17 protein-coding genes and 1 tRNA gene are annotated in these 18,032 nt (G+C 52.6%); 15 read left to right on the forward strand and 3 right to left on the reverse strand.

Annotated features, from left to right (window positions below):
- Nucleotides 1-48: 48 nt before the first annotated feature.
- From ACR0NW_RS08345 to ACR0NW_RS08365, 5 genes are read left to right on the forward strand one after another with little or no spacing between them, the layout of a single operon-like run.
- A complete protein-coding gene (locus ACR0NW_RS08345) occupies nt 49-276 on the forward strand; it encodes a hypothetical protein (protein ID WP_170716965.1) in 228 nt (75 codons plus the stop codon).
- Nucleotides 277-291: 15 nt separating this feature from the next.
- A complete protein-coding gene (locus ACR0NW_RS08350) occupies nt 292-747 on the forward strand; it encodes a hypothetical protein (protein WP_480449964.1) in 456 nt (151 codons plus the stop codon).
- Entirely contained in the window at nt 735-1,007 is a 273-nt protein-coding gene (locus ACR0NW_RS08355; protein WP_480449965.1) for a hypothetical protein, read from the forward strand. Before ACR0NW_RS08350 ends, ACR0NW_RS08355 begins: the two co-directional genes overlap by 13 nt.
- Nucleotides 1,004-1,234: a hypothetical protein gene (locus tag ACR0NW_RS08360; protein WP_480449966.1), complete on the forward strand. Its 231-nt coding sequence runs from the start codon at nt 1,004-1,006 to the stop codon at nt 1,232-1,234. The genes ACR0NW_RS08355 and ACR0NW_RS08360 overlap by 4 nt, the downstream gene beginning before the upstream one ends.
- A 46-nt stretch (nt 1,235-1,280) precedes the next feature.
- Complete coding sequence (locus tag ACR0NW_RS08365; protein WP_480449967.1) at nt 1,281-1,751, forward strand: hypothetical protein; 471 nt, start codon at nt 1,281-1,283, stop codon at nt 1,749-1,751.
- On the opposite strand, the gene ACR0NW_RS08370 is transcribed toward ACR0NW_RS08365, so the two are convergent.
- Together ACR0NW_RS08370 and ACR0NW_RS08375 are read right to left on the reverse strand one after the other, a co-directional pair.
- The gene (locus tag ACR0NW_RS08370; protein WP_480449968.1) at nt 1,752-1,961 is read right to left on the reverse strand and encodes a hypothetical protein; all 210 of its coding nucleotides are present in this window, start codon (nt 1,959-1,961) and stop codon (nt 1,752-1,754) included.
- A complete protein-coding gene (locus ACR0NW_RS08375) occupies nt 1,958-2,128 on the reverse strand; it encodes a hypothetical protein (protein WP_480449969.1) in 171 nt (56 codons plus the stop codon). Before ACR0NW_RS08375 ends, ACR0NW_RS08370 begins: the two co-directional genes overlap by 4 nt.
- A gap of 485 nt (nt 2,129-2,613) precedes the next feature.
- On the opposite strand from ACR0NW_RS08375, the gene ACR0NW_RS08380 reads away from it, so the two are divergent.
- The 8 genes from ACR0NW_RS08380 to ACR0NW_RS08415 all read left to right on the forward strand — a co-directional run bounded on the left by ACR0NW_RS08380 (nt 2,614) and on the right by ACR0NW_RS08415 (nt 15,859).
- Nucleotides 2,614-3,075 carry a plasmid mobilization protein gene (locus ACR0NW_RS08380; RefSeq protein ID WP_480450170.1) on the forward strand — a complete coding sequence of 154 codons (462 nt, stop codon included), beginning with the start codon at nt 2,614-2,616 and terminating at the stop codon, nt 3,073-3,075.
- Nucleotides 3,072-4,307 carry a hypothetical protein gene (locus ACR0NW_RS08385; protein ID WP_480449970.1) on the forward strand — a complete coding sequence of 412 codons (1,236 nt, stop codon included), beginning with the start codon at nt 3,072-3,074 and terminating at the stop codon, nt 4,305-4,307. Before ACR0NW_RS08380 ends, ACR0NW_RS08385 begins: the two co-directional genes overlap by 4 nt.
- Before the next feature lie 73 nt (nt 4,308-4,380).
- On the forward strand, nt 4,381-6,648 hold the full coding sequence (locus ACR0NW_RS08390; protein ID WP_480449971.1) for an AAA family ATPase: 2,268 nt from the start codon (nt 4,381-4,383) through the stop codon (nt 6,646-6,648).
- 115 nt (nt 6,649-6,763) lie between these two features.
- Entirely contained in the window at nt 6,764-6,952 is a 189-nt protein-coding gene (gene mads1, locus ACR0NW_RS08395; RefSeq protein ID WP_480449972.1) for a methylation-associated defense system helix-turn-helix domain-containing protein MAD1, read from the forward strand.
- Nucleotides 6,952-10,170 carry a helicase-related protein gene (locus tag ACR0NW_RS08400; protein ID WP_480449973.1) on the forward strand — a complete coding sequence of 1,073 codons (3,219 nt, stop codon included), beginning with the start codon at nt 6,952-6,954 and terminating at the stop codon, nt 10,168-10,170. Before mads1 ends, ACR0NW_RS08400 begins: the two co-directional genes overlap by 1 nt.
- Nucleotides 10,167-10,949: a DUF4391 domain-containing protein gene (locus tag ACR0NW_RS08405; RefSeq protein WP_480449974.1), complete on the forward strand. Its 783-nt coding sequence runs from the start codon at nt 10,167-10,169 to the stop codon at nt 10,947-10,949. Before ACR0NW_RS08400 ends, ACR0NW_RS08405 begins: the two co-directional genes overlap by 4 nt.
- Before the next feature lie 11 nt (nt 10,950-10,960).
- A complete protein-coding gene (locus tag ACR0NW_RS08410) occupies nt 10,961-12,856 on the forward strand; it encodes a site-specific DNA-methyltransferase (RefSeq protein ID WP_480449975.1) in 1,896 nt (631 codons plus the stop codon).
- Nucleotides 12,857-12,871: 15 nt separating this feature from the next.
- Entirely contained in the window at nt 12,872-15,859 is a 2,988-nt protein-coding gene (locus ACR0NW_RS08415) for a type III restriction-modification system endonuclease (protein ID WP_480449976.1), read from the forward strand.
- 290 nt (nt 15,860-16,149) lie between these two features.
- On the opposite strand, the gene ACR0NW_RS08420 is transcribed toward ACR0NW_RS08415, so the two are convergent.
- Nucleotides 16,150-16,236, reverse strand: a tRNA-Leu gene (locus tag ACR0NW_RS08420).
- A gap of 141 nt (nt 16,237-16,377) precedes the next feature.
- On the opposite strand from ACR0NW_RS08420, the gene ACR0NW_RS08425 reads away from it, so the two are divergent.
- Both ACR0NW_RS08425 and lipB read left to right on the forward strand, forming a co-directional pair.
- A complete protein-coding gene (locus ACR0NW_RS08425) occupies nt 16,378-17,037 on the forward strand; it encodes a DsbA family oxidoreductase (protein ID WP_480449977.1) in 660 nt (219 codons plus the stop codon).
- Between the two features lie 39 nt (nt 17,038-17,076).
- Nucleotides 17,077-17,733: a lipoyl(octanoyl) transferase LipB gene (lipB, locus tag ACR0NW_RS08430; RefSeq protein ID WP_480449978.1), complete on the forward strand. Its 657-nt coding sequence runs from the start codon at nt 17,077-17,079 to the stop codon at nt 17,731-17,733.
- Nucleotides 17,734-18,032: the final 299 nt, after the last annotated feature.

An 18,032-nucleotide genomic window follows, 5' to 3' on the forward strand; every position in this document is an offset into this window, starting at 1 on the left:
TTTCGTTCCCTAGACATTCTGAACGAACTCTCCAAAGAGGAAAACCGAATGACCAAAATCACAGCCCTTGACTGCATCCGCGATGCAATAAAAACCGCCGAGTTAGAAGTCCGCGCCCTCGAGATTGAGGAAGCGCTGAACATCCTGTGCGATCACATCTCGCCACCGGACTGCCTAAACCTGACAAAAATCGACATGCGCTACAACAGGCTGCATCGCGAGTTGTGCGACATCTACCAGTCGCTACATCTGCGCTACCGCAGTTTAGCACAATAAAGAAAGAGGCAGAGCATGACTACCAAAGGCCCAAACACAGACATGATATCCGCAACCGAAAGTAACTGCACAGATGAAACCTCACAGAAGCTCAAGAAGTTCAGCGAAGTGTTAGTAGCGGAATATTACCAGCGGTACGATGAGGTAGGCGAAGTGAAAATACCTATTGGTGCTATTGGACCAATTGTTGAGAACATTGAGGGTAAGAGGGGACAGGTACACTACCTAGGAGGCTCGATCTGGCACGTAATCGTTCAGCGGCAGCCCAGAGGACATATTCGGACGAGGATCAAATCTGGCGCTTGGCTTGCGGTTCTAGAACACATCCTGAATTATGGCGACGACAACACTTCAAACCGTGAAGCGCTCACACACCTGCAAAGTTTTATTGAAACCGTCAGTGACAAAAACTTTGAAAAAAATAAGAAACAAATAACTAAGTTGCCGAAGGTAATCGAATGTCAGAAATAATCGAAGCAGCAGAAGCTGCGTTAAAGTCAGCTCACTTTGTTCTCGCAAAAGTCAACGAAAACGGCGCTGAGTTCAGCGATTTGGCGGTTGCAATGATCGGAGTGATTGGCGGTTTCATCTTGGCGCTGGAAAGCGAGCTAACAAGCAATCTTGCGCCAGAGGTCCGCAATAGAATCCTTGGCGTAATTAAGCGACTTCGCGCAACACAAACTGAGCTGGAAGAAGCGATCACCCCTCTAACAAGTATGGCCCCGCGATGAACCACGTTTTCGGATTTGCAAGCTCAAAAGGCGGGGTCGACAACGAGTTCGACGAAGCAATCGTTGCCCTCTTCGGCCTAAAACACGGTGCAAATTTCTCAATGGCAAACCTTAAATGCCACGTGTGCGACGAGCAGACCAAACACACCGTCGCATTCACCGAAACAAGCCGCGAATGGGTGTGCCAGAGATGTGGCCAGATCGAGATTGAGGACAACGACGAATAAAAAGGGCCGAGGCACTTCTACCCCGACCCTGAGACCTGCCCCCGCCATGCTAACAGTTGCTGAATCTCAAATTGCAGTCACCGCACAAAATACAAGACCTGCCCTTGCTGCTCGGGGCGGCAAATTGAGGACTTCTAAACGTCTCTTTCTTTGGCTGGCACATATGCATCTAATGACCAAAAATCTTGAAACACACCCCTGCAATTTTGACGACTCCGCAGCGGTGGACGCCGCAGCAATGGCTGGCCGTATCCGGCCCCAATTCATGACACCTGACCAGATCGAACGACTACGCCCCGCCCTGATCGAAACAGAGGCTGTGACGGTCGCAGAAGCCGTGAAACAGCTTGCGCATCTGCCCGAGCGTAACCGCGAATGGTGGCAGTTTATTCAGGCTAAAACCAAGCTGAGAATTTCTGAGATTTTGGAAGAAATTGGCGACGAGATCGACCATCCAGAAGACCCAGGCGCGGTCGATATTGCAGGGATCATCAACCGCGAACTAGGCCCGCGCTGATCACATCCCTGGACCGCTGAAAAAGGCAATGTCCCGGCGCGCTCGATGAGCTGCCGCATATGCCAGCAACAACATCCGCGCAGTTGCCACCGTTTTCTTATTCTTCCGAAACCCAACTCCTGAAGGGCGGCCAACCGCCCGAGCAAATGCTCGCCGCAGCTCCTTCGAACTGATGGCGAACATGTTGAACATCACCGTGATAATATTCATTTCCTGCCACCCGTCTCTTGTAGCAGCGCTTCACCAAAAATAGCTAACAGCGCACGTTCCCGCTTTTCGCTCCTTTCCAGATGATCAATGATCGTTCTTTGCAGCTCAAAATGTTCGCGCAACGCCGTATCCATTGCTCTTTTCAGCTCAAATTCTTCAAATTTCATTGCCTGATCCTCCTGCCTTGCAGGTGTGCAGATCGAGGCGGAACGCAAGCTGGCTTTAATGTTCTATAAACATTTCAGGGTGAGCCATGAGGCCCACCCTGCAACCACGTCCGAAAACATGGCTTCTGCCCCCCCGCAAATGCGGGGAACAAACTGCCTATAGCAGCCACCGGCGAAACGCTTCTTTTGCTGTGATAATCTCGCCAGATTCACGCTGGGGAATCTCTTCTTTTTCCAATTTGTGGCCCTCCGTTCCCACCGGTCCACAGTTCTCTTTGTGACCCTTTCATGTGGCCCGCTATCCCTCTGAATTTGCATTTTAATGTTTCACTGCAATTTACAAATCAGCGCCTGAACATTTGGGGGTTTAGGAAAGAGCAAGTGGGATCGTCTAGCCCCTCCGGGACCGACGAACACTTGCAAAGGGGAGTTGCATTCCCCCTTGACCCCCTGTGGCGGGCCACAGAAAAATGAGGATTTTTATGATGGACCCTATTGCCCCTGAGACCCCGCAGAGCGTTGACCCTGCGGCCCCTGGGCCCGCACCGGGCCAACCGCCAAACAGGACGCATGTTTTCAAGATGCGCTTGACCCCAGACGACGCCGCCCGATTGAAAACATGGGCGCATCGAAACGAGCTATCGCAAGCTGACTACGTTCGTTTCATGACGTTCGGCAGGACCACATTTGCGCCGCCGAACAGCTCGAAGTTGGAAGCCATCGCCCGCCAGCTTGTCGGCATCGCTACGAACATTAACCAATGTCAACACTCGATCAATGAGGCTCAGCAATCCGGCACTCTGACTGCCACCCAATTCGAGGCGATGGGCCGCGTTCTGGATCAGGGCCGCAGAGCCTTTGCCAAACCATTGGCCGAGCTGCGCGCCGAGCTGAAGAAGCTGAAGCCCGCCGCCACTGACACATCCGACGAGTTGGACGCCGGATGATAATCAAGACGGGTGGCATAAGCGCAGGCGATGGCCCCCGCATCTGCAACTATGTGGTTGCAGAGGGCGACAACGAGCGCGTCGACGTCCTGACATCCAGCAATGATCAGCTCTTAGTCGCCGACGATTTTGCACAGCTCAGAGGCCGCAAAAACGGCCTGTTGCACATCATCATCAGTCCTGACGAAGCGCTGACACCCGACGAGCTGGCCGCGACCGTCGCCGCGATCCGCGAGGAGTTCGGATTCGATAGAGATGATCCTGAAACGCTGGCGATGCACGAAAGCAAGCGCGCAGATGGATCGACCCAAAAGCATTATCACTTAGTGCGACCAGCTCAGAACAGTGTGACCGGCAAGACTTACAAGCTTTTCCGCGGCAAGGCGAAAGACGAAGCTGTTAGCCGCCTTTGCGAACTGCAATTCGGCCACCAGCTCACCAGCGGCGCGAACAATGCTTTTGCTGAAATGAGATTGCGAGAACAAGGCAAAGACGAGCTGGCCGACCGCCTGGCCGCTGAGCTGGGCGACGACGAGCGCCCCAGAGCTGCCTTTTCCAACGATCAGCACCAGCAGGCCAAGCGATCAGGTTTTGACCTGCCAGCCTTACGCCACCAGCTCACAACCATTGCCGCCCTGCCCCGTGACCAGCAGCCCGCCAAGCTGGCCGAGCTGATCGAGCGCGAATGGCTAGAGCTGGCCGACGCCATTCCCGAAGGACGCGGTCGAAGCCGGATTATGATCGAAACCCCGGAAGGCATCCGCGATCACAACGCAAACAGAACTTTGAAAATCAAAGCCCAAGACGTAGCCAAATTCACTTCAAAAACACAGGAGATATTACATGAACTCAGAGCCAACAAAGCCCGCTCCCGACCCAACTTTGCGGGACCTGCTATCGCAGATCATCCAAGGGCAGGAGCAGATTCACCAGAGCAACCAGGCCATAATAGCTCGCATGAACGCTCTTCTGAAAATCTTTCAGGCAATCAGCAGGAGCTGAAAGAGAGTAAGGAACTGACACTGGCAGCGATAAGTTTGCGGCCACTGGCGGCACAGTTTGCAGATAACCGCTCAGACGATGTAACTTCGACTGGCATTGAACCGATCCCAGACCCCGGCGATCCGAACTTGCTTCGCAAGCTGGCCGCAATACTTCGAAAACAAATAGAGAAGGCAAATGCCGCGCTCAAACGGGCCACCCATAGATCTGACGGCATGACGTTAGTCTAGAAAATCCTTGCAGGAAAATCGGGTTGAGTGGCAGGTTGCTGTCACAACTTTAAGATTTTCAAGCGAGTCACGAATGATTGAAGCTATCCATTTAGCAAACCAAGGCGCGTACGATGCAACGGGCACCAAGCTCGAAGGATTGAAGAAGCTCAATTTTATCTTCGGCTCGAATGGATCAGGCAAGACAACGATTTCCCGTGTTATCGAAGGCTCGGGAACTTTCCCCGACTGCCAAATAACCTGGGCGGGCGGCAGTCCGCTGGAAACCCGCGTCTACAATAAGGATTTTGTCGAAAAGCACTTCGATGCAGAAAGTAGCATCAAGGGTATCTACACATTCGGAGAGAACGTCGAGATCGCCGAGAAGATCAAGACTCTCAAGGGCGAGGCTGATGTAATCAAAACAAAGCTTGGTGGGCTCCGAAAGAATCTCTTCGGCGAAGATGGAGCAAGCGGAAAGAAGAAAGAACGTGAAGCGCTCACCGCGCAGATCGTGGAGGATGTATGGAGCGCCAAAAAGAAGTTTGATAAACTGGAAGCAGCCTTCACAGGACTGAACAACAACAAGAAAAGCTTCTGCGACCGCTATCTCAAAGAAGCGTCGAGCAACATCGCTACAGTGAGGGATATTTCAGAACTACGTGAAGACGCGGCAACGGTCTTTTCGGGGTCGTTAACCAAGGCAACAGTCTTGCCCAATCAGGATAGCTCGACGATATCGATACTAGAAGGCTCAGCGATCCTGAAGAAGAAGATCATCGGAAAAGAAGACGTGGACATCGCGGCGCTAATCGAAAAGCTCGGCAACAGCGATTGGGTGCAGCAGGGACGGCAATACTTTGATCAACTAGAGGACCAGTGCCCATTCTGCCAACAAAAGACGGATGCAGCCTTCAAGCAGAGCCTGGAAGCGTATTTTGACGAGAGTTACATCTCCGACCTCGTATCAATCGACAAACTGCTCGCCGGCTATGCTGATGCAACAAAAGACTTACTGAACGCATACAGAGCCACCGATATTGTTGAGTCGCCCTACCTTGACCGCGAGACCTACGAAAAGGACGTTGCAGCCCTTGGCCTCGCTCTGGATAGCAATATTGAGCACATCACGGCTAAGCGAAAAGAACCAAGTGCCGTCGCCACGCTTACTAGCACAGCCCCGTTAATCTCAGCGGTGGATGCCCTTATCAACGCGGCCAACAAGAAGATAATAGCAAACAACGATACAATCGATAATCTCGCTGCGCGAAAGAAAGAACTGACGTCACAGGTTTGGAAAAGGCTGCTCGAAGACACAAAGGCAATCTACGATAAGTTCAAGGCGGAAACTGGTGGGCTCGACAAAGCGATCACCTCGCTGGAGAGCCAGATAAACACTGAGACAAAAAACCTTGAAGCCAAGCAAGAAGAGATAGAGGAGAATGAGCGGAAGATCACCAGCATCAAGCCAACGATTGACGCAATCAACAAACTCCTGAAATCGTTTGGCTTCACCAACTTCCATCTTGCCGAAAGCTCGGATAGCGGCTTCTATGAAGTCAAGCGGGCGGACGGTAGCGATGCAAAGCGAACATTAAGTGAAGGCGAGAAATCCTTTATCACCTTTCTGTATTTCTATTATCTGGCTGGCGGATCGTTTAGGTCGAGCGGCGGCACAAATGACAAGGTCGTTGTGTTCGATGATCCAGTTTCGAGCCTCGATGCAGACATCCTTTTCATTGTCTGCAATCTGATAAAGAGCATCGTCGCCGAAATGCGCACGGGCACAAGCTCGATCAAACAGGTGTTTGTGCTCACGCACAATATCTATTTCCACAAGGAAGTTACGTTCGACAAGAAACGTAGCGCCGCCAAAGCCAAAAGTGATGAGACATTCTGGGTTGTGCGCAAAGCATCGCAGCGTTCAGAACTCATGCCATTTGACGAGAACCCGATCAAGTCAAGCTACGAACTGCTCTGGCGAGAAGTTAGGCAGAAGCCACCTTCGGATACGGCCATACAGAACGTCATGCGCAGAATCCTTGAACACTACTTCAAATTTTATGGCGGCATAACACCTGAAGACATTATCGAAAGATTCAACGGCAAGGACAAAATGATCTGTAGCACCTTGCTCTCGTGGGTGAATGACGGATCGCACTTCGCTACTGATGACCTCTATATGGCTTGTGACCCCGGCCAGGTTGATCGCTATCTCAACGTGTTCCAAAGAATTTTCGAAGAGTCCGACCACGGCGGGCACTTCAGGATGATGATGGGTGATGATTATGTCGCGCTTCCCGTCGCAGCCAACGATGATGGGGCAAAGGCGTTAGTTGTCACAGAAGCGGTCGCACAGTAGGCACTTCCGCGCGAGCGTCCTCCGGATAAGGGTGAGCAAGGGACTCACCTGAGTGTTGTGCTTCCCGTTTCTTTCCGTATTTTCTCATTATGCGACCATTTTTCCGAGGCGAGGCATGCAGACCGACATAATGACGATCAAGGAAGTCTCGGCCTATCTGAAGATAACGGAAAAGACCGCCTATCGGCTCACAGCGGAGGGGAAGATCCCAGGCTTCAAGGTTGGGGGCGCGTGGCGATTTAGAAAGCAAGAGATTGATGCTTGGATTGTCGAACGAATGAAGGACGGCGGGGCGAACAACTAATGATTCTGGACAACAAGAAGAACGGCAAGGTCGGAGATGCCCTGCGCGAGCATTTGAACGCGGGCTCGCGACTTTCAGTGATCTCGGGCCTATTCTCGATCTACGGTTTTGAATCCCTAAGAAGTGAGTTGAAGGGGCTCGACGTGTTTCGCCTTATCCTGGCTCAAGAGCCGTCAAACGATATGGCTGACGGAAAGACCGCTGCGCTGGCGGGCGATGAATTCGAACTACGGTTTCGGAACCGCCTTGACCAGAACCGCATAGCCAAAGAGTGCGCCAAATGGCTCTCCGAGAAAGCGGACATCAAGGTTGCGAAGAACCCTCGCGCATTCGGGCAGAACCTCTTGCTTGCACAAAGCAAGGATGGCGATGCCATCGGCATTCAAGGAAGTTCGGGGTTTACCTCAACAGGTTTCGGTTACTCGGATTCCAATCGTTTCCACATGAACATGTGCGCGAAAGACGCGCCAAGCACTCAAGCAATGCTGGAGTGGTTCGAGGCGATCTGGAATGACCCTGATGCCGTCGAAGACGCCAAGTCCCTGCTTCTGGAGCGGCTGGAACGGCTCGTCACTGATCAGACGCCAGAGTTCATCTACTTCCTGACCCTCTACAATATCTTCAAGGACTTCCTCGAAGATATCGATGAAGAGAACATCATCAAGTCGAAGACTGGTTTCAAGGATACCATCGTTTGGAACAAGCTCTACAAGTTCCAGCGCGATGGTGTTCTTGGCGCAATCGACAAGCTCGAAAAATATAACGGCTGCATAATCGCGGACAGCGTCGGCCTTGGTAAGACGTTCGAAGCGCTGGCGGTCATCAAATATTACGAGTTGCGCAATGACCGCGTTCTTGTCCTGTGTCCGAAGAAGCTGCGGGACAACTGGACGGTCTACACAGTCAACGACACGCGCAACCTGCTCGCGGCAGATCGCTTCAGCTATGATGTTTTGAACCATACCGATCTGACCCGCCTGCAAGGCCGGTCAGGAGAGATCAATCTCGAAACGCTAAATTGGGGAAACTATGACCTTGTGGTGATCGATGAATCCCACAACTTCCGGAACTCCAGCTCGGCTAAGGAAGGCCTTACCCGCTATTCGCGACTGATGGATGAAATCATCCGCTCGGGCGTCAAGACGAAAGTGCTGATGCTCTCGGCAACGCCCGTGAACAACCGCATGAATGACCTGAAGAATCAGGTTGCCTTCATCACAGAAGGCATTGATAGCGCCTATAGTGAGCAAGGCATCGGCAGCATTGAGGAAACACTGCGAAAGGCGCAGACACGCTTCAACAACTGGCTGCGCCAGGAGGAGAATGAAAGAACGGTCGAAGCCCTGCTCGACGGCATGAACTTTGACTATTTCAAGCTGCTCGACCTGCTGACCATTGCTCGGTCGCGAAAGCATATCGAGAAGTACTACGATGTAACGGAAATCGGCTCGTTTCCTGAACGCCTCCAGCCGATCAACATAAAGGCTGACATCGATACTCAGGGGCAGTTCCCGCCGCTGCGTGAGATTAACCGCACTATCCGAAGGCTAAACCTAAGCGCCTACTCGCCGCTAAAATATGTGCGGGCAGACAAGCGGGAAGAGTACAGCCGCAAATACGATGTGAGGGTCAAAGGCGGTCAGTCGGTGTTCCGCCAGATCGACCGTGAGCAGAGCCTTATCCACCTGATGCGCGTGAACTTACTCAAGCGCATGGAAAGTTCGATAAACTCCTTCGGCCTGACATTGGAGAAACTGCTCGGCGAGGTCGAAAGCCTGCTCGACAAGCTGGAGCGCCACAGTTCCGAGGACATCGAAGAACTTGGAATCGAGGATGTAGAAACCGATGATCCAGATTTCGACGCCTACCTGATCGGGCGCAAGGTGAAGGTGCTCATCAAGGATATGGACGAACATCGCTGGCGTCAGGATTTGCAGGAAGACCGCGCCAAGCTCACCGAGTTGCTGGACGAAGCCCGTAAGATCGACGCGAGCCGTGATGCAAAACTCCACGGATTGCGCGACTTGATCGCCGAAAAGTGCAAGAACCCGATCAACGCAGGCAACCGCAAAATCATTGTTTTCACAGCCTTCAGCGATACGGCAAATTACATTTACGAAAACATCGCGGGATGGGCGAGGGATACGCTCGGCATCAACGCCGCGCAGATCACGGGGAGCGGCACGAACAAGACGAACATGCCAGGGCAAAGCAGTAACTTCGACAGTCTGCTTGCGTCCTTCTCGCCCGTCTCAAAGGAGCGGTCGAAGATTGATAAAGGAGCGACGGAAGAGATCGACTTACTTATCGCTACGGACTGTATCTCTGAAGGCCAGAACCTTCAGGACTGCGACTATCTCATCAACTATGACATCCACTGGAACCCCGTGCGGATTATCCAGCGCTTCGGTCGAATCGACCGTCTAGGCTCGAAGAACGAAGTCATTCAGCTCGCCAACTTCTGGCCGAATATGGAGCTGGATGAGTACATCAACCTGGAAGCGCGAGTGAGCGGTCGTATGGTGCTGCTCGACATCTCAGCCACGGGTGAAGAGAACGTCATCGAGCAGGATAGCGCAGGCCAGATGAAAGATTTGGAGTATCGGCGCAAGCAACTCGAACAACTCCAAAAGACTGTCGTTGACCTTGAAGATATGTCGGGCGGCGTATCGATTGCCGATCTGACGCTCAACGACTTCCGCATGGATTTGTCGGCCTTCATGAAAGAGAACCTGGACGTGCTGGAAAGCGCCCCAACAGGTCTCTTCGCAGCCGCGACACTTGACCATGCGCTCAGGCTGGAAGGCCTGCCTGCGGGCGTGATCTTTTGCCTGAAGAATGTGGGCAAGCCCGTCAGCAACGATGATGGCTACGCGCTTGCACCCTACTACCTCACCTATGTGAGCGATGACGGGCAGGTGAGCTTCACCTTCACGCAATCGAAGAAGGTGCTCGATGTCTTGAAGAAGCACGGCCTCGGCAAGCGCTTTGTGGATCCAGAGGCCGTCGCCCGCATGAACGCCACGACGAAGAACGGGCGCGACATGAGCCACTACCGCGCCTTGCTTAAGGCTGCCGTCGCAAGCGTGGTCGGCAAGGCTGAAGAAAAAGGCGTCGAAAGTTTGTTCTCGCGTGGCGGCACGAACCTCACCAAAGATAGCTTCCAGGGCATGGAGGACTTCGAGGTGGTCAGCTACATGGTAGTGAACACACCATGACGGAAATTCACACCATCGATCAGTTCCACGAAAATCTGGCTGTGCCAGAGACTTGCCACCTCGGCAAGCGCCTGTTCAAGAAGCAGTTTTATGAGCACGGACAGCTTGGAGCGACTGACAAGAAGGCCTTTGTCGAAGACATCGACAGCATCGAATGGAGCTACACGATCAAGCCTTCAACGATCAACATCCCGAAGCTTGAAGACAACGCTCACGAGTATCTTGAGGTCGCGATCTTGCAGGTGATGCTAACTGCCGCAGATCGCCACACTCGGATTGCCTCGGTGATTCAAAAGGCCATCCCCTACCCACTGTTGATCGTTTTCGTCTGCGGTTCGCGGCTGGCGATCTCTGCCGCCGACAAGCGGATCAACCGTGCCGATGCAAACAAGATCGTGACGGAGGCCAGCTATGACACGGGCTGGATAGACACGGCTGCGCCTGATGCGGCGCAGGCCGCCTTCCTGTCTGATTTCCGTGTTACAAATTTTAGCTACCGCAACCTGTACGATTTTTTTCAGGATGCCGTCGCGCGGGTGATTGCCCTGAACTGTGCCGCCCATACGGGATGCTACGAAATGCAAACTGAAGCGGACAAGACGCCCAAAGGCAAGACGGAGCGTCTAGAGGCGCTACGACAGATCGAAAAGTTTCATCAGGAGCGGAGCGAACTCCGCAATAAGCTGAAGAAAGAGAAAAACCTTGGCACTCAGGTAAGCCTGAACACCAAGATCAAACAACTGAGCGACCGCATCGAAGCGGCTCGCAACGAATTGTGAGGAAGCGAGCAATGGACGCATTAAAACAAGAGGACGGACAGAGTCGCAATGTCATCGAGGATAACATCGAAGCTCTGAAGACGATCTTTCCAGACGCCTTTGGCGAGGATGGCGTCAACTTCGAAACGTTGCGCCAACTTCTCGGTGATCAAGTAGAGGACGGAGAGGAGAAGTATGGTCTGTCTTGGTACGGTAAGAAAAAAGCCCGCCAGATCGCCCTGGCACCTTCGACAGGCACATTGCGTCCATGCCCCGAGGAAAGCGTGGATTGGGAGAGAACCCAAAATCTGTTCATCGAAGGCGACAATCTCGAAGTCTTGAAGCTCTTGCAAAAGAGTTACGCGGGCAAGGTAAAAATGATTTACATTGATCCGCCCTACAACACGGGAGGGGAGTTTATATATCCTGACCGTTTTCAAGAAAACCTAGACACCTATCTTAAATACACTGGGCAAAAGGGCATTGATGGTTTCAAGATTTCCTCAAATACAGAGAGTTCTGGGCGCTTTCACACAAATTGGCTGAGCATGATGTTGCCACGACTGAAGCTGGCTAAGAGCCTTCTCCAGCAGGACGGACTGATATTTGTTTCTATCGACGACAACGAATTTGCGAACCTAAGACTACTCATGAATGAGGTTTTCGGAGAGGAAAATTTCGTAGATTCGATAGTATGGAAGAAGAGATATGGCGGGGGAGCGAAGGAGAAATATCTTGTTACAATGCATGAGTACATTCTTGTGTACTGCAAAGACATCGAGTTCCTTCCCAACATATTTGTACCCCTCAGCGATGAGCAGATTGACAGGTATTACAAGAGCACCGACGACAACTACAAAAAACGAGGGCCATATAGAACACACCCCCTAGAAGCGATGAAAAGCTTTGATGTCCGTGCGAACTTGAAGTTTCCAATACCTGCACCGGACGGAACAGAAGTTTGGCCAAAGAGGCAGTGGCGTTGGGGACCTGAAAGAGCGAAGCAGGCTCTTGCAGACGGGGAAATCGAGTTCAATCAAAAGCCAGATGGCTCGTGGGTACTTTCGTCGAAGCAATACCTAAAAGACGAGAACGGCAACGTCAGGAAAACCAAGGCTTTCTCGGTAATTGACGACGTTTATTCTCAACATGGAACCAATGAAATTTTTCGACTTTTTGGAAACGCCAAAATTTTTGACTTTCCTAAGCCTATCGGTCTTATGAAGCAAATTTTGGATATTGGGACAGATCGTGAAACAGGTGATATCGTACTAGATTTCTTTGCTGGTTCTGCTGCGATGGCACATGCAACAATGGAAGCGAACGATGAGGATGGTGGGAATCGTCGCTTCGTTATGGTGCAACTTCCAGAGCATATAGAAGAGAAGGCGGATGCCTTCAAAGCTGGTTACAAAACAATTGCTGATATTGGGATGGACCGTCTTCGGAAGGCTGCAATCAAAATCAAAGAGCAAAACGATGCATCCAATGCCGACCTGGGCTTTAAGGCTTTTAAACTGGATAGCAGCAATATTCAGGCGTGGAACCCAGATGCGTCTGACCTTGAGCGAACCCTACTCGATCATGCCGAGCATCTTGTCGAAGGCCGCAGCGAGCAAGATGTTCTGTACGAACTTCTGCTTAAGCGCGGAGTGGATCTGAGCGTCCCCATCGAGGTAAAGGATATTGAGGGCAAAGCGGTCTACAGCATCGGCTTTGGTGTACTCTTCGCATGTCTGGATACCGATATCGGCAAGGACGAAATCGAGTCCTTGGCGCAAGGCATCACCACTTGGCACAAGGAACTTGAGCCTGCGTCGGACACACAGGTTGTCTTCCGCGATAGCGCCTTTGCCGATGATATCGCCAAGACCAACATGACAGCCATTCTGGAACAGAACGGCATCGCTCATGTGCGCAGCCTGTAAGATCGGAGGGCGCACATGAAACTGCATTTTGAAGAAAATTTGGACTATCAGCACGCGGCGATTGGTTCGGTCGTGGACTTGTTCCAAGGCCAAGACATCAACCGCACGGAGTTTACTGTTACCTACCGTCCCGATGACACGGGGCAAGGTTCCTTTGGAATCACCGAGAGCGAACTTGGCATTGGCAACCGCTTGGAACTGCTGGATGACGAACTTCTTGAGAACCTGCGCACCATTCAACTTCGCAACGGTCTGCGCCCGTCAGAGTCTCTAACGAGCGGCGACTTCACGGTTGAGATGGAGACAGGCACGGGAAAAACTTATGTCTACTTGCGCACAATCTTCGAACTGAACAAGCGCTATGGCTTCACGAAATTTGTGATTGTCGTGCCGTCCGTCGCAATCAAAGAAGGCGTTTACAAAACACTCCAGATCACTCGTGACCACTTCGAGACCTTGTACCCCATCGCCAAAGGGTACGAGTACTTTCTGTATGACTCGACCAAGCTCGGCCAGGTGCGGAACTTCGCGACGAGCCCAAACATCCAGATCATGGTCGCCACAGTTGGGGCGATCAACAAGAAGGATGTGAACAACCTCTACAAGGACAGCGAGAAAACGGGCGGCGAAAAGCCCATTGACCTCGTTCGCGCCACTCACCCAATCATCATCGTGGATGAGCCGCAAAGTGTGGACGGCGGCTTAAAGGGCAAAGGCAAAGAAGCCCTGAATGACATGAACCCGCTCTGCACGTTGCGATATTCTGCAACCCATGTGGACAAGCACCACATGGTTTACCGACTGGACGCCGTGGATGCCTATGAGCGGGAACTGGTCAAACAGATTGAAGTTGCTTCGCTCGAAGTTGAAGGAGGACACAACAAGCCCTTCGTGAAGCTACTCTCGACCCACAACCGAGGCGGCTCGATCAGCGCGAAAATCGAAGCGGACTTCATACGCGGCGGCAACGTGCGGCGTGACATCCTGACGGTCGAAGACGGCGATGATCTGGAGCAAGAGACAGGTCGCGCGATCTACGAGAACTTCCGCATCGGCACAATCAACTGCGGCAAGGGCAACGAGTCGGTAGAGTTGAGCATGCCAGGCGGCGAAGTCACCCTTCACCCAGGCGAAGAAGTCGGCGGCGTGAATCCTGATGACCTCAAGCGACTAATGATACGCCGCACCATCAAAGAGCATCTGGACAAGGAGATGCGTTTCGCCGCACAAAAGCGCGATGTGAAGGTGCTAAGCTTGTTCTTCATCGACAGCGTGGAATTCTACCGCCAGTACGATGAGGACGGGAACATCGTGAAGGGCAAGTACGCTCTGATATTCGAGGAGGAGTACTGCAAACTCGCCAAGAGCGAAACGTACCAGACTCTCTTCGAGAAGGTCGATCTCGATATCGAGGCGGATGAAGTCCACAACGGCTACTTTTCCATCGACAAGAAGGGCGGCTGGACGGAAACGGCTGAGAACAACCAGACGAACCGCGACAACGCCGAACGCGCTTATAACCTGATTATGAAGGATAAGGAGAAGCTGCTGAGCTTTGACTCGAAGCTCAAGTTTATCTTCTCCCACTCCGCTTTGAAGGAAGGTTGGGACAACCCGAACGTTTTTCAGATTTGCGCCCTGCGCGACATGGGTTCGGAGCGCGAACGGCGGCAAACGCTCGGCCGAGGGTTGCGTCTCTGCGTTAACCAGGAAGGCAACCGCCTGCGCGGCTTCGATGTGAACACTCTGACCGTCATCGCAACGGAAAGCTATGAGCAGTTCGCAGAAAACCTTCAGAAGGAGATCGAAGCTGACACGGGCATCCGCTTTGGCGTGGTGGAAAAACACCAGTTCGCCAACATCGCCGTGACTTCCGATGATGGAACGACTGCGCCGCTCGGCGTGGAAAAGTCGGAGGCGGTATGGGACTTCCTGGAGGGCGAAGGATACTTGGATAGTCGTGGCAAGGTGCTGGACACCCTGCGAACGGCATTAAAGGAAGACGCGCTAGCGCTTCCCGATGAATTCGGAGAACAAGAGGCGGATATCAAGGACATTCTGCGTAAACTCGCGGGCAAGCTGGAAATCAAGAACGCCGATGAGCGCGTGACCATCCGTACCCGCGAGGCGGTTTTGGAGAGTGACGAATTCAAGCAGCTTTGGGATCGGATAAAGCACAAGACCACGTACCGCGTGGACTTTGACAATCCAAAACTTATCGAGGATTGCGCGACGGCAATTCGGGACGCTCCACCCATCACGAAGACACGGGCTCGCTTCCGAAAGGCGGACATTGCCATCGGAAAAGGTGGGGTGCAGGCAAACGAAGGCGACACATCGATATTTACGACGATCAATGAGAGCGATATCGAGCTGCCCGATCTGCTTACGGACCTTCAGGACAAGACGCATCTCACGCGCAAAAGTTTGGTCGAAATCCTGACGAATAGTCGGCGTTTGCACGACTTCAAAAAGAACCCGCAGGAGTTCATCGACATAGCCGAGGAAGCAATCAACCGCTCGAAGCGCCTCGCGCTAGTGGACGGCATTCGTTATCAGCGTATCGGCGCTGACCATTTCTATGCTCAAAAGCTGTTCAAACAAGAGGAGCTGACAGGCTATCTTAAGAACACGCTGGAGACGCAGAAATCGGTCTATCAGCATGTCGTCTATGACTCGGCGGGCGTCGAAAAGAGGTTTGCGGAAGACCTTGAAGCCAACGAAGCAGTAAAGGTTTATGCGAAGCTCCCGCCCTGGTTCAAAATCCCTACGCCGCTCGGAACTTATAACCCAGACTGGGCTGTGTTAGTTGAAGATGATGGGCAAGAAAAGCTGTTCTTTGTTGTAGAAACAAAGGGCAGTGGATGGTGGGATGATCTTCGCCACAAAGAAGGGGCGAAGATCAAGTGCGGCGAAAGGCATTTTGCCGTGCTGGCCGAAGGCGACGCCCCTGCTCAATACATCAAATCAACTTCGGTTGAAGACATGCTCAAGCACGTTTAAGCGCCGACAACAGCGAATTTCAAGGGGCTGCGCTAAGCCCCTGATCCACCCTCAACATCGTAGATATGCGCGGTGTCACCACACCAAGGGCGCACCCGTTATCTCGCGGCTTAGCTTATGAAACTGGTCAGAAGCACTTATTGACTCGGCAGACTTCGATGATGCTTCGCAAACTGTTACGAATGAGAACCCAAGACTAACCATGTAATCGTTAGGGTGGATGAAAAGGTGGATTTAATCGCAAACGTATTGTATATGCGATTGTTTTTTAATGGTAATTTTTATTTTGTTGGTGCGGTCGAGAAGACTCGAACTTCCACGGGTGTTACCCCACAGCGACCTCAACGCTGCGCGTCTACCAATTCCGCCACGACCGCACTGCCTAGGCTTGGTAGAGGGGCGTATAGACGGTCGTGTAAAGGATGTGAAGGGGCAAAAACGCCGTGGTTTGAATTCGTGCGAAATGACAATATCTGATAGGTCGGATCACGTATCCCAGGCATAGGCAGGAGCACTCAATGACGTCGTCAGAATCTCAACCCGTTGTACAAATCGACATTGTCTCGGATGTCGTTTGCCCTTGGTGCATCGTGGGATTTCGACAGCTGGATCAGGCACTCAGGAACTTACAGGTATTGGCCCACCTCAGATGGCATCCGTTCGAGCTTAACCCGAACATGGGACCTGACGGCCAGAACCTGCGTGAACACATAACCGAGAAATACGGCAGTTCCGCCGAACAAAGTCAGCAGGTGCGCAACCAACTGACCGCCTTGGGTGCTGATCTGGGTTTCACGTTCAATTTCGACGATAATAGCCGAATCGTGAATACGTTCGAGGCGCACCAACTACTCGACTGGGCCGAAGATCAGGGTCGGCAGCATCCGCTGAAGATGGCACTGTTCGAAGCGTATTTCACGGAGCAGAAAGACGTGTCGGACAGGGAGGTTCTGGTTGAAGCGGCAAAAACGGCAGGTCTTGATCCGGCCAAGGCGCGTGCGGCCCTGGACTCTGGCGCGCACGCAGCCCCGGTCCGCGAAAAGCAACATTTCTGGACTAGCCGGGGTATTTCGGGCGTCCCGTCGATGGTGTTTGGCGGAAAATATTTGCTGACGGGTGCGCAGGGTACAGACACCTATATGCAGGCTTTGCAGCAGTGTCTGAATGAGGCTGCATAGCCTCTTTCGCTTGTTGTTGCGGACAGGTATGCACCGGGCATGGAATGGAAGATCACAGACGGGCTGACCGACTATGCAGCCGCAGTATCCTTTATGGAGGAGCGCGCGGCGGCTATTGCTGCGGGTCAGGCCGATGAATGTATCTGGCTGCTGGAACATCCGCCACTTTACACCGCGGGCACGTCGGCCCGCCGTGAGGACCTGACTGACCCGGATCGCTTTCCGGTCTACGAGAGCAAACGCGGCGGTCAGTACACCTATCACGGGCCGGGACAGCGGGTGGTGTACGTCATGCTGGATGTCGGCAAGCGTGGTCATGACGTTCGGAGATTTGTGAAACAGCTCGAATCCTGGGTGATCGCAGCTCTTGCTGAATTCAACGTGCGCGGCGAAATCCGGGATGGGCGCGTTGGTGTTTGGGTTCAGCGCAATGACAAGCCGCTAACCGTTTCTGGCGCCCCTGCCGAAGACAAGATTGCCGCCATCGGAATCCGGCTGCGGAAATGGGTGAGTTTTCACGGCATCTCGATCAATGTCGAACCCGAGCTGGATCACTTTTCGGGAATTGTGCCCTGCGGCATCTCTGAACATGGGGTGACATCATTGGTGGATTTGGGCCTGCCGGTTACCATGGCCGATGTGGACGTTGCGCTGCGCCGCACGTTTGATGAAGTTTTCGAAAGCACCCAAGTCTGAATTTTCTGACCGCCGCGAATCACTGTGAGACTTCGAGGGAAATAACAATCGGCTAGATTCTCCGGTTCTGTTTCTGATCAAGGCGAAAGATTTCCTGTGTATCGGGAATTTTCCCTTATTTTTCGGTAAACCTTCAAATCCGGCCAATACAAACGCAGCGGCCAGGGGTAATATGAACCTACCATTCTCAGAGTGAGTGGTGCGTTAAACCGGAAATCGCGGACTATCCGTGTGGACCGATAAGTGCTTGGTTACGAGTCTGCCGTTCCGACCCCATATCGGAACGGCAATTCCTTTTC

Source organism: Ruegeria sp. CF5 (assembly GCF_056537325.1).